The sequence below is a fragment of the Sphingobium rhizovicinum genome, from assembly GCF_042647625.1.
GTDB classification, from domain to species: domain Bacteria; phylum Pseudomonadota; class Alphaproteobacteria; order Sphingomonadales; family Sphingomonadaceae; genus Sphingobium; species Sphingobium rhizovicinum.
Genome location: NZ_JBHRVU010000004.1, coordinates 3,368,027 through 3,392,073, shown reverse-complemented (window position 1 = coordinate 3,392,073; position 24,047 = coordinate 3,368,027). Strand labels below are relative to the sequence as shown.

24 protein-coding genes and 2 pseudogenes are annotated in these 24,047 nt (G+C 64.2%); 7 read left to right on the top strand and 19 right to left on the bottom strand.

Going from position 1 to position 24,047, the window contains the following annotated elements:
* Positions 1–45: 45 nt before the first annotated feature.
* Together ACFOKF_RS17860 and ACFOKF_RS17855 are read left to right on the top strand one after the other, a co-directional pair.
* Positions 46–957: a histone deacetylase family protein gene (locus ACFOKF_RS17860; RefSeq protein ID WP_380797361.1), complete on the top strand. Its 912-nt coding sequence runs from the start codon at positions 46–48 to the stop codon at positions 955–957.
* Positions 958–1,046: 89 nt separating this feature from the next.
* Positions 1,047–4,316, top strand: coding sequence for a tetratricopeptide repeat protein (locus ACFOKF_RS17855; RefSeq protein WP_380797360.1), 3,270 nt, complete (start codon positions 1,047–1,049; stop codon positions 4,314–4,316).
* Between the two features lies 1 nt (position 4,317).
* Here ACFOKF_RS17855 and ACFOKF_RS17850 read toward each other — a convergent pair whose 3' ends face one another.
* The 8 genes from ACFOKF_RS17850 to hisB all read right to left on the bottom strand — a co-directional run bounded on the left by ACFOKF_RS17850 (position 4,318) and on the right by hisB (position 9,212).
* Positions 4,318–4,893, bottom strand: a complete 576-nt coding sequence (locus ACFOKF_RS17850) for a hypothetical protein (protein ID WP_380797359.1) — start codon at positions 4,891–4,893, stop codon at positions 4,318–4,320.
* 256 nt (positions 4,894–5,149) lie between these two features.
* Complete coding sequence (locus ACFOKF_RS17845; protein ID WP_380797357.1) at positions 5,150–5,470, bottom strand: phosphoribosyl-ATP diphosphatase; 321 nt, start codon at positions 5,468–5,470, stop codon at positions 5,150–5,152.
* A 40-nt stretch (positions 5,471–5,510) separates the two neighbouring features.
* The gene (locus tag ACFOKF_RS17840; protein WP_380797356.1) at positions 5,511–5,783 is read right to left on the bottom strand and encodes a PEP-CTERM sorting domain-containing protein; all 273 of its coding nucleotides are present in this window, start codon (positions 5,781–5,783) and stop codon (positions 5,511–5,513) included.
* Between the two features lie 175 nt (positions 5,784–5,958).
* Positions 5,959–6,723 carry an imidazole glycerol phosphate synthase subunit HisF gene (gene hisF, locus ACFOKF_RS17835; protein WP_380797871.1) on the bottom strand — a complete coding sequence of 255 codons (765 nt, stop codon included), beginning with the start codon at positions 6,721–6,723 and terminating at the stop codon, positions 5,959–5,961.
* Between the two features lie 148 nt (positions 6,724–6,871).
* Positions 6,872–7,609 (bottom strand): 1-(5-phosphoribosyl)-5-[(5-phosphoribosylamino)methylideneamino]imidazole-4-carboxamide isomerase, encoded by a 738-nt coding sequence (gene hisA, locus ACFOKF_RS17830; RefSeq protein ID WP_380797355.1) that lies wholly within the window; start codon positions 7,607–7,609, stop codon positions 6,872–6,874.
* 88 nt (positions 7,610–7,697) lie between these two features.
* Positions 7,698–8,312: an imidazole glycerol phosphate synthase subunit HisH gene (gene hisH, locus ACFOKF_RS17825; protein ID WP_380797353.1), complete on the bottom strand. Its 615-nt coding sequence runs from the start codon at positions 8,310–8,312 to the stop codon at positions 7,698–7,700.
* Positions 8,309–8,596: a YciI family protein gene (locus tag ACFOKF_RS17820; RefSeq protein WP_380797352.1), complete on the bottom strand. Its 288-nt coding sequence runs from the start codon at positions 8,594–8,596 to the stop codon at positions 8,309–8,311. The genes hisH and ACFOKF_RS17820 overlap by 4 nt, the downstream gene beginning before the upstream one ends.
* A gap of 28 nt (positions 8,597–8,624) precedes the next feature.
* The gene (hisB, locus tag ACFOKF_RS17815) at positions 8,625–9,212 is read right to left on the bottom strand and encodes an imidazoleglycerol-phosphate dehydratase HisB (protein WP_380797870.1); all 588 of its coding nucleotides are present in this window, start codon (positions 9,210–9,212) and stop codon (positions 8,625–8,627) included.
* Positions 9,213–9,310: 98 nt separating this feature from the next.
* Between hisB and ACFOKF_RS17810 the strand changes: the two genes are divergently transcribed.
* Positions 9,311–9,787: an SspB family protein gene (locus ACFOKF_RS17810; RefSeq protein ID WP_380797350.1), complete on the top strand. Its 477-nt coding sequence runs from the start codon at positions 9,311–9,313 to the stop codon at positions 9,785–9,787.
* Between the two features lie 22 nt (positions 9,788–9,809).
* Here the strand turns inward: ACFOKF_RS17810 and ACFOKF_RS17805 are convergent, their stop codons facing one another.
* Positions 9,810–10,172, bottom strand: a complete 363-nt coding sequence (locus ACFOKF_RS17805; RefSeq protein WP_380797349.1) for a hypothetical protein — start codon at positions 10,170–10,172, stop codon at positions 9,810–9,812.
* 138 nt (positions 10,173–10,310) lie between these two features.
* Here ACFOKF_RS17805 and fumC point away from each other — a divergent pair.
* Together fumC and ACFOKF_RS17795 are read left to right on the top strand one after the other, a co-directional pair.
* Positions 10,311–11,695, top strand: a pseudogene (fumC, locus tag ACFOKF_RS17800) (class II fumarate hydratase).
* Between the two features lie 48 nt (positions 11,696–11,743).
* Positions 11,744–12,085: a hypothetical protein gene (locus ACFOKF_RS17795; RefSeq protein WP_380797348.1), complete on the top strand. Its 342-nt coding sequence runs from the start codon at positions 11,744–11,746 to the stop codon at positions 12,083–12,085.
* A gap of 116 nt (positions 12,086–12,201) precedes the next feature.
* Here ACFOKF_RS17795 and ACFOKF_RS17790 read toward each other — a convergent pair.
* Positions 12,202–12,914, bottom strand: a pseudogene (locus ACFOKF_RS17790) (IS5 family transposase).
* Positions 12,915–13,007: 93 nt separating this feature from the next.
* Complete coding sequence (locus ACFOKF_RS17785) at positions 13,008–13,559, bottom strand: DUF2585 family protein (RefSeq protein ID WP_380797346.1); 552 nt, start codon at positions 13,557–13,559, stop codon at positions 13,008–13,010.
* 75 nt (positions 13,560–13,634) lie between these two features.
* On the opposite strand from ACFOKF_RS17785, the gene gmk reads away from it, so the two are divergent.
* The gene (gmk, locus tag ACFOKF_RS17780) at positions 13,635–14,300 is read left to right on the top strand and encodes a guanylate kinase (protein ID WP_380797345.1); all 666 of its coding nucleotides are present in this window, start codon (positions 13,635–13,637) and stop codon (positions 14,298–14,300) included.
* Between the two features lie 33 nt (positions 14,301–14,333).
* Here gmk and ACFOKF_RS17775 read toward each other — a convergent pair whose 3' ends face one another.
* The 8 genes from ACFOKF_RS17775 to ACFOKF_RS17740 all read right to left on the bottom strand — a co-directional run bounded on the left by ACFOKF_RS17775 (position 14,334) and on the right by ACFOKF_RS17740 (position 23,494).
* Positions 14,334–15,398 carry a class I SAM-dependent methyltransferase gene (locus ACFOKF_RS17775; protein ID WP_380797343.1) on the bottom strand — a complete coding sequence of 355 codons (1,065 nt, stop codon included), beginning with the start codon at positions 15,396–15,398 and terminating at the stop codon, positions 14,334–14,336.
* Between the two features lie 4 nt (positions 15,399–15,402).
* Entirely contained in the window at positions 15,403–16,269 is an 867-nt protein-coding gene (gene lgt, locus ACFOKF_RS17770) for a prolipoprotein diacylglyceryl transferase (RefSeq protein WP_380797341.1), read from the bottom strand.
* Between the two features lie 749 nt (positions 16,270–17,018).
* Positions 17,019–17,540 carry a beta-carotene hydroxylase gene (locus ACFOKF_RS17765; protein WP_380797339.1) on the bottom strand — a complete coding sequence of 174 codons (522 nt, stop codon included), beginning with the start codon at positions 17,538–17,540 and terminating at the stop codon, positions 17,019–17,021.
* A gap of 137 nt (positions 17,541–17,677) precedes the next feature.
* Positions 17,678–18,430, bottom strand: a complete 753-nt coding sequence (locus ACFOKF_RS17760; RefSeq protein ID WP_380797337.1) for a TorF family putative porin — start codon at positions 18,428–18,430, stop codon at positions 17,678–17,680.
* Positions 18,431–18,688: 258 nt separating this feature from the next.
* A complete protein-coding gene (locus tag ACFOKF_RS17755) occupies positions 18,689–19,942 on the bottom strand; it encodes a mechanosensitive ion channel family protein (protein WP_380797336.1) in 1,254 nt (417 codons plus the stop codon).
* Between the two features lie 4 nt (positions 19,943–19,946).
* A complete protein-coding gene (metC, locus tag ACFOKF_RS17750) occupies positions 19,947–21,167 on the bottom strand; it encodes a cystathionine beta-lyase (RefSeq protein WP_380797335.1) in 1,221 nt (406 codons plus the stop codon).
* On the bottom strand, positions 21,164–22,009 hold the full coding sequence (locus tag ACFOKF_RS17745; RefSeq protein WP_380797334.1) for a sulfurtransferase: 846 nt from the start codon (positions 22,007–22,009) through the stop codon (positions 21,164–21,166). The genes metC and ACFOKF_RS17745 overlap by 4 nt, the downstream gene beginning before the upstream one ends.
* Before the next feature lie 228 nt (positions 22,010–22,237).
* On the bottom strand, positions 22,238–23,494 hold the full coding sequence (locus ACFOKF_RS17740; RefSeq protein WP_380797333.1) for a hypothetical protein: 1,257 nt from the start codon (positions 23,492–23,494) through the stop codon (positions 22,238–22,240).
* Positions 23,495–23,582: 88 nt separating this feature from the next.
* Here ACFOKF_RS17740 and queF point away from each other — a divergent pair, with 88 nt between their 5' ends.
* Positions 23,583–24,044 (top strand): preQ(1) synthase, encoded by a 462-nt coding sequence (gene queF / locus ACFOKF_RS17735; protein WP_380797332.1) that lies wholly within the window; start codon positions 23,583–23,585, stop codon positions 24,042–24,044.
* The last annotated feature ends 3 nt before the right edge of the window (positions 24,045–24,047 follow it).

The window sequence follows — 24,047 nt, the reverse complement described above, 5'->3', positions numbered from 1 at the left end:
AGCGCAAAGCCGCCATCGTTCAAATCGCGATAGCGGGAAAAGATCATGCTGCACGTTGTTCACCATCCCGCCTATGTCTCCCCTGCAACACCCGGCCTTCAAACACCGGGCAGCCAATTTCGTTTCGACAAATATGGGCTGGTGATGGATGCGCTGCGGGAAAGCGGCGCGGCCCATGTCATCCACGCGCCCGAACCGATGCCGCAGGCATGGATCGCGGCGGTGCATGATCCCGATTATGTGGATCAGGTGGCGACCCTGTCCGTGCCGCCGGACAAGGAACGGCGCATCGGTTTTCCGGTGACGGACCGGGTGGCGCGCCGGTCGATGCTGTCGCCCGGCGGCACATGGCTGGCGGCGAAGCTGGCGATGATCCATGGCTATGCCGCCAATGCGGCGGGCGGCAGCCATCATGCGCTATATGATACGGGCGCCGGCTATTGCGTGTTCAACGATCTGGCCATCGCCGCCAACCGTTTGATTGCGCAGGGGGATGCGGCGCGCATCCTGATTTTGGATCTGGATGTGCATCAGGGCGACGGCACGGCGTCGTTGCTGGCCGGGCGGGGGGACATTTTCACCCTGTCGATCCATGCGGACAAGAATTTCCCGGTGCGCAAGGCGCGATCGACGCTGGACATCGGGCTGGACGACGGGACCGGGGATGACGCCTATCTGGCGGTGCTGGCCGATGCGCTGCCCTGCGTGCTGGACGATTTTGCGCCCGACTTGATTCTCTATCAGGCGGGGGTCGATCCGCATGAGGAGGATCGGCTGGGGCGGCTGGCGCTGACCGACGCCGGGCTGGACGCGCGCGACCGCACCGTCATGCATCAGGCGCGGGCGCGCGGCATCCCCGTCGCCAGCACGATGGGCGGGGGGTACGGCGCGGACCGGATGGCGATTGCGCGTCGGCATGCCGACTGCATGATCCGAATGGCGGAAGAAGCCTTCTAACCCCTTGCAAATCGGGTGAGACATTGGGATCACTGGCGCGTTGGGCGCGCTCCATGGGGATGGGGCTTTCGGCGCCAATTCGGGGGTTTATGAAGCATCTGTCCGTCCTGCTCGCCGCAACCAGCCTGATCGCCGTGCAGGCCAACGCCGCCGACAAGCCCGTGCTGGCGCCCGCGCCCACTTGGGTGATCCCTGCCGGTGCGCTGCCGGAGGCGAAGAAGGAGGCGGAGGCCCCGGTCGAACTGCTCCGATCGGATCAGCAGGTGAAGCTGGAGAAGGGGCGCCAGACCGTCTATACCGATGTGGCAATGCGGATCGGCACGCCGCAGGGATTGGCGGCTGGCAATATCTCCTTTCCCTGGCGGCCCGAGACGGACGACCTGACCGTCCATAAACTGACGATCCGGCGCGGCGATCAGCTGATCGACGTACTCGCCAGCCAGAGCTTCACGGTCATGCGCCGCGAGCAGAATCTGGAAAATGCCACGCTGGACGGGGTGCTGACCGCCAATATCCAGCCTGAAGGCTTGCAGGTCGGCGACATTGTCGAATTTGCCGCGTCGATCAGTTCGTCCGACCCGACATTTCAGGGGCATGTCGAACAGGTGGCGGCGGGCTGGAATGGCATGCCGATCGGGCAGGCGCGACTGCGCATGCAATGGCCCACCAGCCTGCCCGCCCGTTTGCAGGCCAGCCGCGACATGCCGGCGGTCAAGCCGGTGCGCAAGGGCGACATGATGAGCGTCGACTATGCGCCGGGCGCAGTCGAGCCGATCATCCCGGCCAAGGGCGCGCCTGCCCGCTACGCCATGGGCCGCTATGTCGAACTGAGCGATTTTTCCTCCTGGGCGGATCTGGGCGCGCTGCTCGCCCCGCTCTATGACAAGGCGGCGGCGTTGCCGGCGCAGGGCGCGCTGAAGGATGAACTGGACCGGATCGCCGCCCTGTCCCCCGACCCCAAAAAGCGCGCGCAGGCGGCGCTCACTCTGGTGCAGGACCGGATCCGTTATGTCGCGCTGGCGATGGGGACGGGCGGGCTGGTGCCGGCCGATGCGGACACGACATGGTCGCGCCGCTATGGCGATTGCAAGGGCAAGACCGCCCTGCTGCTGGGCCTGCTCCATGCGCTGGGCATCGCGGCGGACGCGGTGGCGGTAAACTCTCTATCCGGCGATGGCATCGACCAGCGCCTGCCGATGGTTGGCCTGTTCAACCATGTGCTGGTGCGCGCGACGATCGGCGGCAAAACCTATTGGCTGGATGGCACGCGGACGGGCGACACCGATCTCGACCGGCTCCAGGTGCCGGCTTATGGCTGGGGCCTGCCGCTGACGCCCAAGGGCGCGGCGCTGGTGCGGATGATGCCCGCGCCGCTCGACATTCCCGACGAGGCGGTGACGATCCGCATCGACGCCACTGCGGGTCTCAGCATCCCCGCGCCGATCACGGTGGAGACGGTGCTGACCGGCGATGGGGCGATCGGCACGAAAAATGCGCTGGCGAACCTGACCGGGGCCGCGCGCGAGGATGCGCTGCGCCGCTACTGGAAGGGGCAATATGATTTTGTCGAGGTCCAGTCGACCGGCGCGACCTTCGATCCGGCGACGGGGCAGGAGCGGCTAACGATGCAGGGCCTGGCCAAGATGGACTGGGACGACGGCTGGTATGAGACGGACAAGATGCGGGTCGGCTACAAGGCCGATTTCAGCCGCGATCCCGGCCCGGACCAGAAGGCACCCTTTGCCGTGGCCTATCCCTATTATAGCCGCGCGAGCGAGACGATCCTGCTGCCGCCCGGCTTTTCCGGCAAGGCGGGCGCGGACAATGCCGATGTGGACGAAACGGTCGCCGGCATCGCCTATAAGCGGAGCGCGAAGCTGGAAGGCAATGTCTTCCATGTGGAACGCAGCGAACGCAGCCTGATCCCCGAATTTCCGGCGGCGGACGCCCCCGCCGCGCAGGCGGCGCTGCGCCGGCTGGCGGACAAGGTCGTCTATCTGCGCAAACCCGCCGGTTATCGCCCAACCGGCAAGGAACTGGCGGCGATGAACGCCGCCACGCCCGACAGCGCCAAAGCCTATTTCGACCGTGGCCGTGCGCGGATGGACAGCGGCCAGTTCAAGGAGGCGGTCACTGATTTCACCAAAGCGAGTGAGCTGGACCCCAAGGATGAATGGGCGCTCGCCAATCGCGGGATGAGCCAAGTCTGGCTGGGCGATTATGCCGCCGCCAACAAGGATATGGACGCGGTGGCGCTTCTTAATCCGAAAAATCCGATGGTCTTTCGCGCTCGCGGCCTGATCGCCGAGCGCAAGGGGCAATGGGCGGAGGCGGTCGCCGCCTACAGCCAGTCGCTTGCGCTGAATGAAAGCGACAGTTTTACGCTGGGTCATCGGGCGATCGCTCAGCGCGCCGTAGGCAATAATGACGCTGCGCTGGCGGATGCAGCGGCCGCGCTGAAACTCGATCCGCGCTGGACCGAACTCCATCTGCTGCGCGCCACCATTTTGCGGGGCAAGGGCGACGGTGAAGGCGGGGTGAAGGAAGGGCAGGCTCTGGAAGAGGCGTTGCCGGACGATGGCTATGCCCATGTTGCCGCCGCCAGCATCTATGACAGCTTCGGCCGCTGGGATCTGGCGCAAAAAGCCTATGACCGGGCGATTGCGATCAAGCCTGAACCCTATATCTACATCAATCGCGGACAGCGCAGGCCGCGCACGGATCTGGCCGGCAAAAAGGCGGACTTTGCCGAGGCGCTGCGCCTTTCCCGTGACAATTTGGACGCACTGGTCGCCATGGCCAGTTTGCAGAGGGATAATGGCGACACAAATGGCGCGATCCAGAGTTATTCACGGGTTATCGCGATCGCGCCCGGCTATGCTGAGGCGCTTGTCGGCCGTGGCTTGGCCTATGATCGTGCAGGAAATCGGATGGCGGCGGACAAGGATTTCGTCAGCGCACGGACCAGTGCAGGCGGGCAGCCGCAAATGCTCAACAACCTGTGCTGGATGAAGGCGACAATGCCCGGCGTATCGAGCATTGTGTTGCAGACGGCACTGGTCGACTGCGATGCAGCTCTCAAACCAAGGCAGGACTTTGCGCCTTATCTGGACAGTCGAGGGCTGGTGTTGTTGCGTCTTGCTCGCCTGGACGATGCGATTGCCGATTATGACAAAGCCTTGGGCGACCAAGGGACTAATCCGACCTCGCTTTATGGCCGGGCGCTGGCCTGGGCGGCGAAGGGCGACCGCACCAAGGCGGAGGCGGATCGCGCCGCCGCGATCAGGCTGAATGGCAAGATCGTGGAGGAATTTGCCGGCTATGGCCTGCCCTGGCCAGCGGACGCCGCGCCGCGCTGATTCAGTGCAGCGTGCCGCCCCGCGCTGCGTCCGCGGCCGGCTTGCCCTCCATCAGCTTTGCCGCGATCAGGCCAGCCAGCGCCAGCGCTACGAAATCGCTGAAGGCAAGGTAGAGGGTATAACCCCAGGGCGCATGGTTGAACACGGCTTGGCCGATATGCAGCCACAACACCGCGGCCAATGCGAACAGGATGCTGACACGCATCCGGCTGGCAAAGTCGCCCAGCGCATAGCGCAGCGCCAGCGCGATCAGCACGCCCACGATCAGCGACAGGATCAGCCCGCCGATCAGCGCGCTGCCATCCATCACCGGAAAGCCGCCGCTATTGTAAAAGACCTGCGCCACCGGGCCTCGGCCATAGAGGATGGTGCCCTGCGCCGTCGCGGGATCGGGGATCACATAGACGCCGGTGCCGGTGGCGTTGAGCGCCTGCGCCATCGCCGCCTGCAAATTGGCGCTGCCCTGTTCGTCCGCCCGGCTCAGCGCCAGCGCGGACAAGGGCGTGCCCCAGAAGATGAAGCCGGTGATGAACATGGCAAGGCCGCCCAGAAGGCCGCCGATCAGAGAACGAAGCATAAATCCTCCCCCCAAACAAATGCGAAACTGACGCATCAACGCAGGGCGGGCAACTTCTTTCCGGTTGCTGTGGGCGCGCTGGACCTGCACGTCCGGAACGACCCTTTTTAAATCTGGATCACCTAACATCCGTTCGGCCCTTCGGCTTCGCTCAGGAGAGCTTGTCGAAGCCCTGCACTTTTCCTTGAACACACTTAAGAAAAGTGCAGCCCTTCGACAGGCTCAGGGCGAACGGATCATATTTAAAGCGCGATGCTCAATCCTGCGGACGCGCGGCCTTTTCGGCGATGCCCGACACGCCTTCGCGCCGGTCCAGCTCGTCCAGCACGGCGTCGAACGGCACGTCCAGATCGGCCAGCAACATCATCAGGTGAAAGATCAGGTCCGCGCTTTCGCCGATCAGATCCTGCCGGTCGTCCGCCATGGCGGCGATGACCGCCTCCACCGCTTCCTCACCGACCTTCTGCGCAATCTTGGCGCGGCCCCTGGCGGCCAGCTTGGCGACATAGGAGGCCGACGGATCGGCGCTCCGCCGTTGGCGGATGGTCTGTTCAAGGGTTTGAAGGGTCGCGCGCATGGCCCTGCATCAAGCGCCGTGCGCGCGACCCGTCAACCTCTTATTTGCGCTTGCGCCGGCCGATGACCATGCGGCCGACCAGAACAGCCGCACCCATGCCGAACAGCGCCATCTGTTCCGGTTCGGGCACCGGGGTCGGCGTGCCGCCCGACGATCCGCCCGAACTGGTCGTGCCGCCCGTGCTGCCGCCCGAAGAGGAGGACGTGCCGCATTTGCCAAACCAGCACCACCATGTCGCCTGCGCCGGTGCGGGCACGGCCGCGCCCATCAGGCCGGCTGTTGCTGTTGCCAGCCAAATTTTGCTGATTTTCATAATAGTCACCCCGTTTGCAGAAAGGAAAAATCGTTTCGAAACGACCCGCCTGTTCTTTCGCAGGTTATGTGCCAATTTTGCGGGGTGACGCTTTTGCGCGGCTGACGGCCCAGGGGGGCGCAGCCGGAATATGGTTACTGTAAATTAACCCGACATTTGCCAGCTTTTCCGCCGCTTAGTGGTGCCGCACCGGAATGCCGGCGGCCGCCAAGGCCTGATGCGCTTCGGCAATAGTGTGTTGACCGAAATGAAATATGGAGGCGGCCAGCACGGCGCTGGCATGGCCCTCGACCACGCCTTCGACCAGATGGTCGAGCGTGCCGACGCCGCCGCTGGCGATCACCGGCACCGACACGGCGTCGGCAATGGCGCGGGTCAGGGCCAGGTCATAGCCCTGCTTCGTGCCGTCCCCGTCCATCGACGTGACCAGCAGTTCGCCCGCGCCCAACTCCGCGAGGCGCAGCGCATGCTCCAGCGCGTCGATGCCCGTCGGCTTGCGACCGCCATGGGTGAAGATTTCCCACTTATTCTCGCCCACGCGCCGGGCGTCGACCGATCCGACGATGCACTGCGCACCGAAGCGATCGGCAATGTCGGCGACCAGTTCGGGCCGCGCTACCGCAGCGCTGTTGACCGCCACCTTGTCCGCTCCCGCCAGCAGCAGCGCGCGCGCATCTTCGGGCGTGCGCACGCCGCCGCCCACGGTCACGGGCATGAAGCAGACTTCGGCGGTGCGGCGCACCACGTCCAATATGGTCCCGCGCGCCTCATGCGTGGCGGTGATGTCGAGGAAGCAGAGTTCGTCCGCTCCGGCCGCATCATAGAGCTTGGCCTGCTCCACCGGATCGCCGGCGTCCTTCAGGTCGACGAAATTGACGCCCTTCACCACGCGCCCATTGGCCACGTCGAGACAGGGAATGACACGGGTGCGGACGGTCATCATTCCTCCCCTGCAAGGGGAGGGGGACCGCCGGCGCAGCCGGTGGTGGAGGGGGATGGCCCCATGGCGACGCGCAAGGGGCAAGCCCCCTCCACCATGCTTCGCATGGTTCCCCTCCCCGTACCGGGGAGGAACAGGCCGGCGCCGCTCAAGCCGCCGCCTGCGCAACCGCCAGCGCGGTCTTGAGGTCCAGCCGCCCGTCATAGAGCGCGCGGCCGGTGATGACGCCTTCAATCCCGTCATCGGCATGCAGGCTCAAAATGCGGATGTCCGCGATCCCCGCGACCCCGCCGCTGGCGATCACCGGCATGTCGGTGGCGCGGGCAAGGTCGACGGTCGCGTCGATATTCACGCCCTTCAGCAACCCGTCGCGGCCGACATCGGTGAACAGCAGGCTGGCGACGCCCGCATCCTCGAACCGGCGGGCCAGGTCGATCACCGGCATGTCGCTCTTTTCCGCCCAGCCGTCGGTCGCGACGAAGCCGTCGCGCGCATCGACCGCGACGACGATGCCGCCGGGAAAGTCGCGCGCCGCCGCCTTCACGAAAGCCGGGTCTTTCAACGCCGCCGTGCCGATCACGATGCGCGACACGCCAAGGTCGAACCAGCGCTCCACCGCCTCGCGATTGCGGATGCCGCCGCCCAGCTGCACATGGCCGGGAAAGGCGTCCACGATCGCCTCGACCGCTGCGGCATTGACCGCATGGCCGGCGAAGCTGCCGTCGAGGTCCACCACATGCAGATGCTGCGCGCCGCTTTCCGCGAACAGCAGAGCCTGCGCGGCGGGATTGTCGCCATAGACGGTGGCGCGATCCATATCGCCCTCGGCCAGGCGGACGACCTGGCCGCCTTTAAGGTCGATGGCGGGAAAGACGATCAGGGACATGATGCAAACATCCGTTCGGTTCGAGCTTGTCGAGAACCCGCGCGCAACGGTTCTCGACAAGCTCGAACCGAACGGGGGTTGTATTGAATCACGGCTTCCAGTCCAGAAACCGCGCAAGGAAGGACAGGCCGTAACGCTGGCTCTTTTCCGGGTGGAACTGGCAACCGATGATGGTGTCGCGCGCCACGGCGGCGACCAGCGACCCGCCATGATTGGTGACGGCAGCAATATGCGCCGGATCGGCCGCTTCAAAATGATAGCTGTGCAGGAAATAGGCCTCGCCCGCCTCGATCAGCGGCGGTGCGCCATTAAGCACCACATCGTTCCAGCCCATATGCGGCACCTTCACCGCGGCGTCGGCCGGTTCGATCAGGCGCACCGTGCCGGGAATCCAGCCCAGCCCTTCATGTCGGCCAAATTCCTCGCCCGCATCGGCCAGCAACTGCATGCCCACGCATACGCCCAGAAACGGAATGCTGCGTGCGTTCACCGCCTCGTTCATCGCGTCCACCATGCCGGGGATCGCGACCAGCGCATCGCGGCATGCGCGAAAGGCGCCCACGCCCGGCAACACGATGCGGTCGGCCTTCGCCACCACATCGGCATCGGCGGTGATGACGACATTGTCGGCGCCCGCCTTGCGCAGGGCATTATGCACCGAATGGAGATTGCCGGCGCCATAATCGATGAGGGCGATGGTCATGCCAGCAGCGTGTCCAGATTGACGCTGGCGGCGCGCGCCGGCAGAAATTCGATCAGCTCGAACGATGCCGCGCCGTTCACCACGAAGGGATCGGTCGCCGCCTTTTCCTGAATGTCCGCCTTTGTGCCCTGGGCCAGCAAGATGCCGCCGGTGCGCGGCTCGCGCCGTCCGGCCAGCAACAGCCAGCCGTCGGCAATCCCCTGATCCAGCCAAGCGCGATGATCGGCCAGATGATGGTCCAGCACATCGATCGGCGCCGTATAGGTCAGCGAAATGATGAACATGGGTCCGGCCTTTCCAGTCTGTTGATGCTTACAGGATGCCTTTGGTCGAGGGGATCGCGTCCGCCTTGCGCGGGTCGATCTCCACCGCCTGCCGCAGCGCGCGGGCCAGGCCCTTGAACGCGCTTTCGACGATATGATGATTGTTGCTGCCATAGAGCAGCTCGATATGCAGCGTGATGCCGGCCGCCTGCGCGAAGCTGTGGAAGAAATGCTCCACCATCTCCGTGTCCCATTCGCCGATCTTGGTGACGGTGAAGGGCAGCTTGCACACAAGCCAGGGGCGGCCCGAAATGTCCAGCGCCACGCGGCTCAGCGTCTCGTCCATCGGCGAATAGACGCTGCCATAGCGGCTGATGCCGCGCTTGTCGGCCAGCGCCTTGGCGATGGCTTCGCCAATCGCGATCGCGGTATCCTCGGTCGTGTGATGCTGGTCGACATGCAGGTCGCCGACGGTGTTGACCGTCATGTCGATCAGTGAATGGCGCGAGAGCTGCTCGATCATATGATCGAAAAAGCCGATGCCCGTCGACACCGTATAGAGGCCCGTCCCGTCGAGGTTGACGGTGACGTCGATCTGGGTTTCCGCCGTGTTGCGGTGAATCTCGGCCGTGCGCATGGCCGCCCTATAGCGCGTCGCGCCCATCATGCAATCGCGTCCTGCAAGCCGGGCGATGGGGGTTGACCCTTCGTTTCGTGCCGCTAGGACATTGGGCCATGAGCGACGACCTGCCCGACAGCCTGATTCCCTATGACGAAATCGTGCAGGAGGCGCTGCGCGCGGTCGTCGGCCGTGTGCTGGGCGAAGTGCAGCAGTCGGGCGGCCTGCCCGGCGCGCATCATTTCTACATCACGTTCAAGACGCAGGCGCCCGGCGTCGACATTCCCAAGCATCTGATCGAGCGCTTCCCGGACGAAATGACCATCGTCCTCCAGAATAAATATTGGGATTTGAAGGTCAGCGATCGCCATTTCGAGGTCAGCCTGACCTTCAACCAGATCGCGGCGCATCTCTACATTCCCTTCAGCGCGATCACTGCCTTCGTCGATCCGGCGGTCAATTTCGCCCTCCAGTTCCAGGTCGCGGCAGACGAACTGCCCGAACCCCATGACCCGGCCGAAAATGACGCACCGACGGTGACGAGCGAAGACGGCTCCAACGTGGTGACAGTGGACTTCGGGAAGAAGAAGTAAGCGGTTTTCGCTTCTCTTCGCCCTAATTCGACCTTCGCCAAACCGGGAAGATCGCATTCCCGGTTGATCCCATCGCGGCGGTCATTTGCGTGTGATCGAATCCTTCCAGTGCCATCAGCACGTCCAGCACGGCGGCTTCGCCCGTAGCGCCCTGGGGATAGGCGCAGGCGACGTGATCGTCCGCGCCAAAGAACAGCCACCAGACGTCTGCACCCCACGGGCCGCTATCGTTGGTTTCTATCAGAATGCCGGACAGTTCGGCTCTTTTGACCATTCTGACCGCGCCGGACGCATCCCGCACTATGATGCATGTCGCGTCGATGCTGACCTCCCAGCGCGCTTCCGGCTCCAGTTGCTGCGATCGCTTTTTGAACCATCCGAACATGTAAGCTTGCCTCTAGATTTTCGACGCTGCTTCTAAGTTCGAGCTTACATGTTTCCGAGGCAATTAACGCTTGGATTTTTTGCGTCTCTCCCTACATCGAACCCAGTTTTGCGACTGATTCTTAACTGGGAGTAATGCATGTCCGCTACCCGCACCGAAACCGACAGCATTGGCGCGATCGAAGTCCCTGCCGACGCCTATTGGGGCGCGCAGACGCAGCGCAGTATCCAGAATTTCCCCTTTGGCGAACCTGAACGCATGCCGATCGGCATCGTCCATGCGCAGGCGATCGTGAAGCAGGCGGCGGCGCGGGTGAATGCCAAGCATGGCCTGGACGCCGGGATCGTCGCGGGGATCGAGAATGCCGCGCAGCAGATCGTCTCCGGCGCGCTGGACGACCAGTTCCCACTCGTCATCTGGCAGACCGGCAGCGGCACCCAGACCAATATGAACGTCAATGAAGTGATCGCCGGCTATGCCAATGAGCAGCTGGCCGGCACGCGCGGCGGCAAGAGCCCGGTCCACCCCAACGACCATGTGAATATGAGCCAGTCGTCCAACGACAGCTTTCCGACCGCGCTGCATGTCGCGACCGTGATCGCGACGCGCGACCGGCTGGTCCCGGCGCTCGAAAAGCTGACCGCCGCGCTCGTCGCCAAGGCGGAAGGCTGGGGCCATATCGTCAAGATCGGCCGCACCCATACGCAGGATGCGACGCCGCTGACGCTGGGGCAGGAATTTTCCGGCTATGCCGCGCAGCTTGTCAGCGCGAAGGCGCGGATCGAGGGGGCGCTCAATGGCAATATCCGCAAGCTCGCGATCGGCGGCACGGCGGTCGGCACCGGCCTCAACGCGCCCGAAGGCTGGGCGGAGGATATGACGGCGGCGATCAGCGATATTGCCGGCACCCCGTTCGAAAGCGCGCCCAACAAGTTCGAACAGCTCGCCGCCAAGGATGGCCTCGTCTTCTTCTCCGGCGCATTGAGCACGCTGGCGGTGGCGCTGACCAAGATCGCCAACGACATCCGCTTCCTCGGCTCCGGCCCCGGTCTGGTCTGGGTGAACTGGACCTGCCCGCCAATGAGCCGGGCAGCTCGATCATGCCGGGCAAGGTCAATCCGACCCAGTGCGAATCGCTGACCATGGTCGCCGCGCAGGTGATCGGCAATCATCAGGCGGTGACGGTCGGCGGCATGCAGGGTCATTTCGAACTCAATGTCTTCATGCCGCTGATCGGCGCCAATGTGCTGCGCTCCATCCATCTGCTCAGCGTCGGCATGGAAAGCTTCGCCGAACGCTGCGTCGACGGCTTGCAGGCCAATGAGGCGCGGATCGCCGATCTGGTGAACCGATCGCTGATGCTGGTAACGGCGCTGGCCCCCGAAATCGGCTATGACAATGCCGCCGCCATCGCCAAGCACGCCCACAAGAAGGGGCAGACGCTCAAGGAAGCCGGACTGGAACTGGGCCTGGTGGACGAAGCCACATTCGATCGCCTCGTGCGGCCTGAAAATATGGTCTGATCCAGATCAACTGGCGGAACCGGCGGGGCTGCGGTACATTAATCCTTTATGAAGAGGAAAGCACCCAGCTCCGCCACGCCGTTGATAACGGTCCGCCCGCCCAAAAAGCGCGGGTTGCTGCGAAAGGCCGCCCGTGTCGGCGCGACCGTGGTGGCGGCGCGAGTTGCTGCCGACACCGGCAAAAAGGGCGTGATCGGCCTGCTTGCCGGGGCGGGGGCAAAGCGCCTCATCATGCGCTACCCGGCTGGCGCGCTGCTCGTGACCGGCGCCTATATGGCCGGCAAGCTTTATGAGGCGAAGCGGGAGGCGGACCGCAAGAAGGCGCTCAAGCTGCTGCCCGACAAGAGCGGCGAGCCGATCCCGATAGAAAGCGCGCGCAAAAAGGCTTAGAGCATAATCCGTTCATACTGAATCGGATCATGCTCTATTTCTCTTTTGTTTTCCGCATTTTCCGAGCCAGCAGATGATGCCATCTGCTTCGAAAATGCTCTAAGGGTTGTGGGGATTCATCTTGAGTTGATGACGGCAGCAGCGAGGTAGATGATGGCCTCGAAGCTGCGATCAGTTTTGCATGCGCGCATGGCGATGCGCTTGAACTCTTTGAGTTTACAGAAGAAGTTTTCGATCAGGTGTCGCCATTTGTACATTTCGGCGTCGAGCGGGATGGGTATGGCGCGGCGAGGGTGCTGAGAGATAACGATCTTGGCGCCGCGTTGGTTGAGATCGGTAATGATGTCGTTGCTGTCGAAAGCCTTGTCGGCGAGCAACGCTCCGAACTCGACGCCTTCGATCAGCGGTGCAACACCAACGCTATCGAAGCGATTGCCCGGCATCAGACGGAAGCGCACCAGGTTGCCCAAGGCGTCGGTGAGCGCCAATATCTTGGTCGTCATGCCGCCTTTGGAGCGGCCGATGGCCTGGCTCGAAGTCCCCCTTTTGCGCCTTGTCCATGACGATGAACTTTGACGATGGTGGCATCGATCATAGCGTATTCCATGTCAGGCTGATCCGACAAAGCATCGAAAATCCGCTTGAAAACATCCGCTTCGCGCCAATCGCGAAAGCGTCGAAACGCCGTACTCCAATTGCCGAACTGTGCTGGCAGGTCGCGCCATGGACTGCCCGTTCGGACAATCCACAACACCGCTTCCATGAATAGCCTATTGTTCTTGCCGCTGCGTCCAGGATCGCTGACCTTCCCCAGACAATGTGGCTCCATCTTCGCCCATTGGGCGTCGGTCAGTACAAAGCGATCCATCCACAACATGAATCACATATCCAGATAAATGGGAATCCTAAATCCCCACAACCCTTAGAGCGCGGCCTGCCATTGCCGAACCGCATCGATCGGCCATGTCAGCATCAACACGTTGAGCGTCAGATTATCGCGGATGACCGCCAGCGCCAGCAATTCCAGCGCCAGCGCGACTATGACGGTCAGCCATGTCGGCGCCCGCGCCGCAAACAGAAAGCCCAGCGTCATCATGCCGATGTCGCTCATCGAATTCAGGATCGTGTCGCCGGAATAGCCAAGCGCGATGGTCGCCGTGCGATAACGGTCGATGATGAAGGGGCTGTTTTCTAATATCTCCCATGCCGATTCAATCGCCACCGCCAATGCAAGTCGCAGGTCGATAGAGGGCCGGCGCAGCAGCCATCGCGTGCCCGCATAGAAAAGGAAACCGTGGATCACATGGCTGAGGCTGTACCAGTCGGCGATGTGCTGACTGTTGCCGCTATCGAGCGCCCCATGCCATAAGTCGATCCGGCCACAGCTACAAATGGCCGGTCGATGCATCAGATGCAGGACGACGCCGGTCGCCACCGCGATCAGCGTAGCGATCATAAAGCCGCGCGGATTCATGCTTTTAGCCGTCCGACTCATCCCTCGTCTCCCCCAAGCTCTTGCAAAAGCCCGTCCATGAGGCCACTAGCGGCCATGGCCGACACCACCCCTATCGAGACTCCCGACTTCAAGCGCCGCGGCGTGCTCTTCGTTCTGTCCTCGCCCTCGGGCGCGGGCAAGTCCACCATCGCGCGCAAGCTGCTGGCCGCTGAGCCGGATCTGTCCATGTCGGTGTCCGCCACCACCCGGCCGATGCGGCCCGGAGAGGCGGACGGCAAGGATTATCATTTCGTCGATCTGGAAGAGTTTCGCCGCATGACGGCGGAGCATGAGTTCCTGGAATGGGCGCATGTCTTTGGCCAGCGTTACGGTACGCCGCGCGCGCCGGTTGAGGAAATGCTCAAGTCTGGCAAGGATGTGCTGTTCGACATTGACTGGCAGGGCGCGCAGCAACTGCATCAGATCGCCGGCGGCGATGTGGTGCGCATCTTCATCCTGCCGCCGTCGATGGAGGAGCTGGAACGTCGCCTGCGTGGCCGCGCGACCGACAGCAATGAAGTGATCGAGGGCCGCATGGCCCGCGCCGCGAACGAGATCGCGCATTGGGACGGCTATGATTATGTGCTGTGCAATGTCGATGCGGAAGATTGCTTCGCGCGGGTGCAGACCATCCTGCATGCCGAACGGATGAAGCGTAGCCGTCAGACCGGCCTGATTGGCTTCATTCGCCGCCTCAGCCGCTATTATCAGGAAGACTGATCGTTCCGGCGCTTGGGCCGACGATCGCGTCGGTTAGCGAATAAACCCCGCCGGGTCGGCCCAGTCGGGGTGAGTCCAGGCCATCGCCTTGAACAATATCCCCATTTCCTGATCGTCGGTCAGGCGGTGGCGGGCGGCCTCCACCTCCGACGCGCGTTCCGGCGCGGTGCGGGCCAGTTGGTCGGCGCGTGCGTCGATGCCCAGCTGTTGCAGGAACGCGCCCTGACCTACCGGGCCATGAACGCGCAGCCCCGCCTGCCGCGCCATATTGCCCAGCATGGTGAAATCCACATGGGTGGTCAGGTCCACCTCGCCCGGATTGGCGAAGGGGTCGGCGAATTTATGCGCCTTCACCGCCTGCAACGTGTCGCCCAGCGCTGGCCCTTCATAGCCATAGTCGATGATGATCGCGCCGCCGCCCTGCTTGGCGATACGGTGGGCGAGCGCATAGGCGATGCCCGCGCCCATGATCGGCGATTCGATGATCGCGCCATCGGGCGCTTCATTGGCGATTGGCGGCAGGCCCGATTCGATCCGGCGATAACCGGCGACGGGGATGAAGCGGCCTTCCTCCTCGCGGCGGATGACGACGCGCTCGCGCCACTCATCGCCAACCCGAATGCACTGGCGCACCGGCAGGGCGTCGAAAAACTCGTTCGCCACCACCAGCAACGGCCCTTGTTCGGGCAAGCTGTCGATATTGTCATGATGGACGATATGGGGGATCAGCGCGCTCTGGCGCGCGCGCAGCGCCCGGCTGGTCTCGACCAGATGCACGCGCGGCGCGACCGCGGCGCGCTCCATTGCCCGCAGCGCATCCGACGCCAGCGTCCCGCGCCCCGGCCCCAGCTCGACATAGCTGGCCTCGGGTCGCCGGCCCGACCGCATCCACATGTCGGCCAGCGCCAGCCCCACCAGTTCGCCGAACATCTGGCTGATTTCCGGCGCGGTGGTGAAATCGCCCTGCGTGCCCAGCGGATCGCGGCTGTCATAATAATGCTGGTTCGCCTCACCCATATAATGGGCGACGGAAATCGGCCCGCCTGCCGCAATCTGGCGCGTCAGGCGCTCGGCCAGCGGCAGCGGTTCGGCTGACATCGACTCAGCTGACGCTGGCGCTGCCCGCCACCGGCTCCACCCGCAGGCGGCGGCCATTGGCGGTCGCGATCAGATAGAGGCCGGCGACGATCATCGGTATGCACAGCCACTGGCCCATATGCAGGCCGGTGCGCGCGGCAAACTCCATCAACTGGGCGTCGGCTTCGCGGAAATATTCGACGCCGAAGCGGAAGCAGCCATAGCCCAGCACGAAAATGCCGACCAGCATGCCCGGCTTGTAGCGGGCGCGCGTCTTCCAGAAGGCGAAGGCGAGGATAAGGAACAGGACGATGCCCTCCAGCACCGCTTCATAAAGCTGGCTGGGGTGGCGCGCGAAGGGGCCGCCGGTCGGAAACACGATGGCCCAGGGCACGTCGGTTTCCTTGCCCCACAATTCGCCATTCACGAAATTGGCCAGCCGGCCGAAGAACAGGCCGAAGGGCACGACGCAGGCGATATAGTCATGGATGCGCAGCCAGCTCAGCTTCTCCTTCCACGCCATGTAGAGGATGCCGATCGACACGCCCGCCGCGCCGCCATGGAAGGACATGCCGCCATTCCACAGCTTGAAGATGTCCAGCGGATGCTGGAGGATTTCGGGCTGGTAGAAGATCACATAGGCCAGCCGTCCGCCGATGATGATGCCCAGCGTCGCATAGAAGATCATGTCGTCGGCATGCCGCCGCGCCATCGGTGATCCGGGCTGGTCCACTAGTTTCAGCAGATACCAGTAACCGATCAGTATGCCGGCCAGATAGGCGAGGCTGTACCATTTCAGCGTGAAGAAGCCCAGATTGAGCGCGACCGGGTCCAGCCCCAGATCTTTGAATTGAATGGCGCCCGAAGCGGCGGCGGCGAGGTCCAGGATCAAAACGGCGTCCTCATGGGAATTGGAGTGCGGGCATAGAACATGCGGCGCGGAAGATGAAGGGGGACGGTGCGGGGAAGGGCGGATTTGCGGTGGAAGAGAGCGTAGGGATAGGCTCCGTTACCCCGGAAGGGAGGCCTATTCTGCCACTTGCAGCCGTAATACCTCTCAATGGCGGACTATAGGCGACAAGCACCAACATCGCTTGTGCGAGAATATATAACTCCAGCTCCATCAGCTGCAACTTCGATGCGACCCGCATATTCTTTGGGATGCCTCACTCGATCTCTGTTTTTTCCGGGGGCCGGCAGCAACGGCCAGAAGAAGCCGATGCCTGGCGAGGGTGAGAATGCGTAGCGTCCAGTCGTGTGACGTTTCAGCCGTAATGCCGGTCGCACATTTAACTGATAGCTCGCCTTCGAGGGTTCAGCGACGTAGTTAAACGTCCGACGGGCCGGCTCGATGATGTTAATTACATCCTCGCGGATTTCGAGGGGTGGCGCATCATAGGCGACATAACATCCCCACACCAATCGTTGATCGATAGGTTCTGGACGCGCGAATATCGCTCCAAGCAGCAGGAGTGCGGCAATAGGTATGACGATGATCCCCCAGCCTATAACTTTGGCTTTGAGCGGAACATTCTGGAAAAATGATGCCGGCATACCGGCACTATGCCAAGGCAGATCATCATCGTCACGTCATAGTGTCAGCCATCTTCATGCCATAGCCAAAAGGCAATCGGCTCCCCTTCACCCCTCGACAACCGCGTCTTCCCGCCTCTTGGCCGCGCGCACGCCTGCGCGGCCGCCCTGCGCCAGCTGGCGTTTCAGGTCGCTGGGGTGCGGCGCGATCAGGAAGCCGAAGCTGACGGTGCCATGCTTGGTTTCGACCGCATGATGCAGGCGGTGGGCCTGGACGATACGCTTCATGTAGCGGGAACGGGCGACATAGCGGTGGCGCACCCGCTGGTGGACGATGATGTCGTGAAAGCCCAGATAGATGGCGCCATAGGCGGCGACGCCGGCCCCCATGGCGGTAGCCCAGCCGCCCCAGCCCCATTGCACCCCGCCCAGCAGCAACAGGATGGAGGGCATGGCGAAGATCACGAAATAGAGGTCGTTCGCCTCGAAAAAGCCGGTGCGGGGGCGATGATGGCTGGCGTGCAGGAACCAGCCGGGACCATGCATCACCCAGCGATGCATGACATAGGCAAAACCTTCCATCGCGGCCAGCGTGGCGAGGAAGATCAGCACAAGCGAGAGAAATGGCATGGCCGTACTATAGAGGTGGCGGGCAGGGGTGGCGACTCTGTAATGATGCGGAGGGGCGCGGCGTGGCGCAACAGACGAAAAAGGCCGCGATCCCTTTTCGGAATCGCGGCCCTCTCCTCCCCCCGAAGGATGGTTGATCAGAAGGCGGCGGTGATCGATCCCACAACGCCGGCCTTGCTGATATTGTGGCCAGCCGGCGAATAGAGCGACTTGTCGGTATCGACATAGGATACGCCGAAGGTCAGATGACCCCAGGTGTAGGTCGCGCCGACATTCCAGTCGGTATATTCCTTGCCGATGGTCAGGTAGCTGGGGCCAAAGCTGTGGCCCAGATGCGCCGACACGCCCAGCGGGGTGTTGGGGATCGAGGCCGACAGGTCGCTCGCGACATAGACATTGTCTTCCTTGCCATTGCCGACGGTCAGCGCCTTCGCCTTGGGGGCGTAGTTGACGGTCAGCTTGGCCGTGGCGGGGCCGAAAGTGCCCTTGACCGACGCATAGGGCTCGACAAAGTCGGTGTTCGCGCCCCCATTGCCCGGATAGTAATAATAGAGGACGCCGACGTCGATCGTGGCTGCGCCGACGGTGGTGGTGTAACCGCCGATCAGGTCGAGTTCCTGATCCGATCCATTGGCGACATATTCGTCGATCGAGCTGCCCCAGGTCGAGACATAGAAGCCCGAGCTGTGGCTGACGGTGATGCCGCCCTGCAACGCGATCTTCTTGTTCGTCTGCGAAATGCCACGGAAGCGATAATCGGTGACGACCGCGGCATTGCCGGTGACGGTCAGTTCGGGGGTGGGCTCGTCCTGGGCCATGGCCGGCGTCGAAACGGCGGCAAGAGCGCTGATGAGAGCGAAGGCCGAGAGGCCGATGATGGACTTACGCATGGGGATTCCCCTTGATGATGGTTCTGCGATCGTCCCGCCTGCGTTCAGGCGCCTTCCTCTATGCTCCCCCGCTCGGGATGGGTCGGCTGCCTCAACGCGTCTGGAAATGCCTGTCTGCGCTGCGGCGCACAAGAATTTATTGCCCATTGGTGTCTTTTGCTGCCGTAATGTTGCTGGACTGCAACAAAATCGGGCGCGCCGCATCAGCCTTTCTCGACTGAAGTCGACCCGACGCCAGGGATTTAGCGGCAATATTGATTATGGCTGGTCTGTTTCCGGCGCGCGGTGGATGACGCGCTGCGGATAGGGAATGGTGACGCCATGGTCGCGAAACAATTGCCACACGCGGCCCAGCACGTCCGACTTCACATTGCCCACGCCGCCTTCGGGATCGCTGATCCACACCAATATATCATGTTCGACGCGGCTTTCGCCAAAGGCGGTCAACCAGACATTGGGCTTGGGATTGGCCAGCACGCGCGGGCTTTCCTGCGCAGCCTGCAACATCAGTTTCTGCGCGAGCGGCAGGTCGCTGTCGAAGGCGATGCCCACCGGGATGCGGACGCGGACGTTCCGGTCGGAATAGGACCAGTTCTCCACCTCCTGCGTCATCAGATTCTCGTTGGGAATCAGATGTTCCTTGCCGTCGCGGGTCAGCACGCTGACGGCGCGCACGCCGATCTTGTTCACCCAGCCGAAACTGTCGCCCACGACGATGACGTCGCCCGGCTTGATCGACCGGTCCATCAACAGGATGATGCCGGCGATCAGATTTCCGAAGGTCTTTTGCAGGCCGAAGCCGATGGCCAGGCCCAGCGCGCCGGAAAAGACGGCGAAGGCGGTCAGGTCGATCGACAGCAAATCGACGCCGATGAAGAAGGCGGCGACGACCACGGTGATCGCGGCCAGCTTCTGCGCCAGCAACTTCTGGGTCGGATCGAATCCGCTGGCCTTCTGGATCGAGCGGCCGATCAGCTGATTGGCAAGCCGCACGGCGGCGAACAGTGCGACGCAGGTGGCGGCGATCGACAGGATGCCGAGCAAGGTGAGGCGTCGCTTGCCCAGCGTCACGCCGACCCGGTCCAGCATCTCGCCCACCGGGGCGATGCCGCCGCCGCTACCCGACACGATCAGGATGAAGAGGATCAGCGCCAGCGGCGTCACCGCCCAGCGCGGTATGGCAAGGCCGCGCAGCACATGGGCGGCCAGCAGCGCGACCGCGCCGCCCAGTACGATGCCCATCACCAGATGGCCGAGCGATCCTTCCGGGAAGAAGATGAGGCCCAGCACCAGCAGACCGGCGGCCAGCCCATGGCGGGTGCAGGCCCGCACATGGCCCGCCAGCGCATCGCCCAGTGGCGGCAGGCGACGGCGCAGGCGCGGCGCGACCAGCCGGGCAAGGCCCCAGGCGGCGGCATAGAGGAGGATGGCCAGCGCCAGCGCGACCAGCGGCTGGATCAGATCCGGGTCGCCGGGCAGCCGGTCGATCAGATCGGTCAGGCCCGGCGTCATCGCATCACTCCGCGTCGCGGATCGCGCGGAAGCGGGCAAGCCCGGCGTCCAGGTCCGCGATCAAATCGGCCGTATCTTCAAGGCCAATATGCAGGCGCACCGCCGGCCCTTCCGCTGCCCAGTTCGTTGCGCTGCGATAACGGGCCGGATCGACCGGCAGGGCCAGGCTTTCGAACCCGCCCCAGCTATAGCCGATGCCGAAATGGGCGAGGTCGTCGATCAGGGCGGCCCGCGCTTTCTCATCGCCCCCCTTCAGGATGAAGCTGAACAGGCCGGTGGAGCCGCTGAAATCGCGTCGCCACAGCGCATGGCCGGGGCAGTCCGGCAGCGCGGGATGCAGCACGCGGGCGACGTCCGGCTGCGCTTTCAGCCAGTGCGCGATGGCGACCGCGCTGTCCTGATGCTGCTTCAGCCGCACGCCCAGCGTCCGCAGCCCCCGCGCCGCCAGCCAGGCATCGTCGGGGCTGACCATCTGCCCGAACAGATAGGCGGTCTGGCGCAGCTTGCCGAACCATTCCGCATTGGCCGTCGCGCTGCCCATCATTACGTCGGAATGGCCGACAATATATTTGGTGCAGGCGAGCAGGGAAATGTCCACGCCATGCGCCATCGCCGGGAAGTAGAGCGGCGTCGCCCATGTATTGTCGAGCAGGGTGGCGACCCCGTTCGCCTTCGCCCAGCGCGTGATCGCGGGCACATCCTGCACCTCGAAAGTCAGGCTGCCGGGGCTTTCGAGGAAGATCGCGCGGATCGGCCCGCTTGCCAGATGGGCGTCGAGCGCGGCGACATCGGTCGGATCATAATAGATCGTCTCGATCCCCTGCGGACGCAGCATCTGTTCGCAGAAATTGCGGGTCGGATCATAGGCGCTGTCGACCATCAGCAGCCGGTCGCCCGGCTTCAGCACCGCCATCAGCGCGCAGGCGATCGCCGCGACGCCCGATGGATAGAGCATTGTGCCTTCCGCGCCCGGCTCCATTTCGGTGAGCGCGTCGGCAAGCGACCAGGCCGTCGGCGTGCCCTTGCGCCCGTAGAAGAGCCGTTCATGCGTGCTGCTGCCCGCCGCTTTACGCAGATGGGCGACATCATCATAGAGGATGGTCGACGCGCGCCAGACCGGCGGACTGACGATGCCGCCGGGTTGGCCGGGCATGCCCGTCCATTCGGGCCTGCGCCCGGCCTGCGCCAGCTTGGTCAGCGGCTTGCGATCATTGGGAATGCTCATGCTGCGCCTGTCGCCTTGGGTGTCGCCGGGTCGAAGCCCCATTCGGCCCAGCTGCCGTCATAGAGGCTGACGTCGGTCGCGCCGAGCGTTTCAAGGCCCGCGAGCAGGATCGCGGCGGTCACGCCGCTGCCGCAGGTGGTGATGACCCGGCGATTGAGGTCGATGCCCGCCTCCTCATAAAGCGCGCGCAGTTCTTCGGGCGATTTCATGCTGTTGTCGGCGGCGAACAGTGCGGAATAAGGCAGGTTGCGCGAACCGGGGATATGGCCGGACGCCATGCCGGGACGCGGCTCCGCCTCCGTGCCGGTAAAGCGGCCCGCGCCGCGCGCGTCCAGAACCTGCGCGACATCGCTCTCCAGATTGGCCAGCATGTCCGCCTTGCTCCGCACCTGCGTCCGGTCGATCCGGGCAACCGCAGTACCGGGGGCGGGCGTCACCGCGCCGCTTTCCGTCGCGCGCCCTTCCGCCAGCCATTTGGGCAGGCCGCCGTCCAGGATCGCGGCCGAATCCCCCACGCCATAGAGGCGCATCATCCACCAGGCGCGCGCGGCGCTGCGGATCGGGCTGTTGTCATAGAGGATGATGCGGCTGTCGGCATCAATGCCCAGCGCCTGCACCCGCTGCGTCATGAAATCGTCGGTCGGCAAGCTGTGCGGCGCGGGATCGGTCGGATCGGCCAGCGTATCGAGATCGAGGAAGGCGGCGCCGGGAATATGGGCCGCCTCAAATTCCGCGCGCGCGTCGCGCGGGGTGCCGGGCAGGAACAGGGTCGCGTCGAGGATGCGCAACGTCGGCTGGCCGAGTTCGGCCGCCAGCTCTGCGGTGGACAGGAAAATGGTCATGCGGCTCCCTTCGGCCCTTTTGCTGGCAGAGTCTTAGTGCCTGCCGGCAAGGGATAAAAGGGCCTCTTGCTTCTGGGCTTTCTTGGAAAATGCGCGAAAAGGCGCATTTTCGATACGGCACCGGCCCGCACCCCCACCCGACCGCCCATTCAGGATACCATGTGTGGGCGGTCGGGTGGGGGTGCGGGCCGGTGCGGATGCGCCAGAGGCGCATTCCCAAACAGACTCTTAAGCCGGCGTCAGTTCCGCCGCCGCGCGGGCGGCCGGGCGGCGATATTGGCGCGGTCCCTGATCCAGCCGCAATGGCGCGAGCCGTTCGGCCGGCGGTTCCTGTTCCTGCCCAACGATGAAGGCGCGGGCGGTGCGTCCCTGATCCAGCGCGTCGCCCTCCGTCGCCCAGCGATAGGCCATGTCGAAGGCGGCAAGCGGGATCAGCAGGCTGCGCTGGCCCATCGTCACCGGCGCGATCTCGTCAGGCGACAGGCGCAGTTCGCCGCCCAGCTGGATCGTTTCGCCCGGCGCGATCGACACCGCGCTATGCAGCGGCAGGCCGGTGTCGCCGGTGAAGAAGTCCTGAAGCAAGGCCGCCTGCTGCGCGCCGGCATTGCCCATGATGCCGCGGATCAGAATGTCCTGCGCCGGCCTGTCGCCACGATTGTGCAGGATCAGGCTGTACGCGACGGTCAGGCCCATCAGCGAATAGCGCGCCTGACTGACGGCCATGTCCATGTCGATCCATGGGCGATCAGCGGACGCGGCAACCGGCGCTTTGGTGATCGGCGGCGGCGCAACGGGCTGGGGCGCCGGTTCGGCCGGAGCGGGCTTTGCCGGCTGGGGGGCGGGGCGGGGCGGGGCCGCGCTTTCAACCGCCGGAGCAGGTGCGCGGCGACGGCGCAACAGCAGGAAGGCGGCCAGCAGGACGAGCGCAATCACGCCGCCGATGATCCATGGCAGGCTTAGGCCGTCTTCGGCGGTGGGTGCGGGCGTGGCGACGGGCGCGCTCGGCTCCACGGCATTGGTGGCCGGCACCGGAACCGGCAGAGACTGCGGCGCCGTTTCGACGGGCGCGCTCTGGTTCGCTGCCGCTTCCTCTTCCGTCGGTGCGGCAGGGGCTGGCGTCGCTTGCGGCGTCGGCTTTTCGCGTTCGGCGGGGCGCTGCGCCTTTGGTTCGGGCTTCGTCTGGCGCGGCGTAGCCGGTGCCGTGGTGGTGGTCGGCCGTGATGCAGCCGGGCGGGCAGGGGCCTGCTGCGGCACGGGCTGCACCGTTACTGGCGGCGGGGTAATCACGGGCTGCGATGCGCGCGGCGTCACCGGATCGCGGAAGACGTTGAGTTCCGGCCCCTGCCGATTGGGATCAGGCGTCGGCGCAGTGGTTGCGGGCGGGTTCGGCAGGCCGGTCGCCGGCGCCTCCGTCTGCTGGGCGTGGAGAGGCGCAGCCAGCATCAGCGGCGCGGCGAAAAGCAACGGACGAACAAGGAACCCCATGGCCCTGCCAAGGCACAAGAATGGCTGAACCGCAAGTGAACAATGCGAAAGGCTGACATCAGCCGTGCAATGGCGTAGACGGCACGGCATGACTGACCTTCCCACACAACCGCTGCATCTGGGCCAGACCAGCGCCCTGCCTGCCTCTCCCGAAGAAGCCGTGCTGGACTATGTGCCCAATCCGCGCCCCGGCAAACCCTATCTGGTGCGCTTCACCGCGCCGGAATTCACCTCGCTCTGCCCGGTGACGGGCCAGCCCGACTTTGCCCATCTGGTGATCGATTATGCGCCCGCCGCGACGATCGTGGAATCGAAGTCGCTCAAGCTGTTTCTGGGCGCCTTCCGCAACCATGCCGCTTTCCATGAGGATTGCACCGTGGGCATCGGCCAGCGCCTGTTCGACGAGATGAAGCCGGTCTGGCTGCGTATCGGCGGCTATTGGTATCCGCGCGGCGGCATCCCGATCGACGTCTTCTGGCAGTCTGGCGAGCCGCCCGTCGGGATGTGGCTACCCGTGCAGGATGTGCCGGGCTATCGCGGCCGGGGGTAATTC